We start from the raw sequence: 1,004 nt of genomic DNA, 5'->3' as shown, positions 1-1,004 counted from the left end.
ATGAGCAGGCCGATCACCTTGTTCACCGGCCAGTGGGCCGACCTGCCGTTCGAGGAGGTCTGCCGCCTGGCCTCGGGCTGGGGGTACGACGGCTTGGAGATCGCCTGCTGGGGCGACCACTTCGAGATCGACAAAGCCCTCGGCGACGACGACTACATCCCCCGCAAGCAAGAACTGCTCGCCAAGCACAACCTGTCGGTCTACACCATCTCCAACCACCTGGTCAGCCAGGCCGTCTGCGACAACCCCATCGACGCCCGCCACCAGGGCATCCTGCCCGCCCGCATCTGGGGCGACGGCGACGCCGAACAGGTCCGCCGCAACGCCGCCGAAGAGATCAAGAACACCGCCCGGGCCGCCGCCAAACTCGGCGTCAAGACCGTGGTCGGCTTCACCGGCTCCTCCATCTGGCACACCGTGGCCATGTTCCCCCCCGTCCCACCCCAGATGATCGAAGACGGCTACGCCGACTTCGCCGAGCGCTGGAACCCCATCCTCGACGTCTTCGACGAGGTCGGCGTCCGCTTCGCCCACGAGGTCCACCCCAGCGAGATCGCCTACGACTACCACACCACCGTGCGCACCCTGCAGGCCATCGGCCACCGGCCCGCGTTCGGCCTGAACTGGGACCCCTCCCACATGGTCTGGCAGGAGATCGACCCGGTCGCCTTCATCCTGGACTTCGCCGACCGCATCTACCACGTCGACTGCAAGGACGCCAAGGTCCGCACCGGCGACGGCCGCCGCGGCCGGCTCGCCTCCCACCTGCCCTGGGCCGACCTGCGCCGCGGCTGGGACTTCGTCTCCACCGGACGCGGCGACGTGCCCTGGGAGGACTGCTTCCGCGCCCTGAACGCCATCGGCTACGACGGCCCCATCTCCATCGAGTGGGAGGACGCCGGCATGGACCGCCTCGACGGCGCCCCCGACGCGCTGGCCGTCATCCGCAAGCTCAACGCCATCACCCCGCCCACCGCCGCCTTCGACGCCGCCTTCTCCTCGGA

1 protein-coding gene is annotated in these 1,004 nt (G+C 69.3%); it reads left to right on the top strand.

Annotated features, from left to right (window positions below):
- Positions 1–1,004: sugar phosphate isomerase/epimerase family protein (locus AC5L38_RS44225; RefSeq protein ID WP_495248824.1), on the top strand; the 1,004-nt coding region annotated here is incomplete at both ends.

The sequence above is a fragment of the Streptosporangium nanhuense genome (assembly GCF_059358815.1).
Note: the sequence above shows the minus strand (reverse complement) of the source record. Positions and strands in the feature narration are given on the sequence as shown.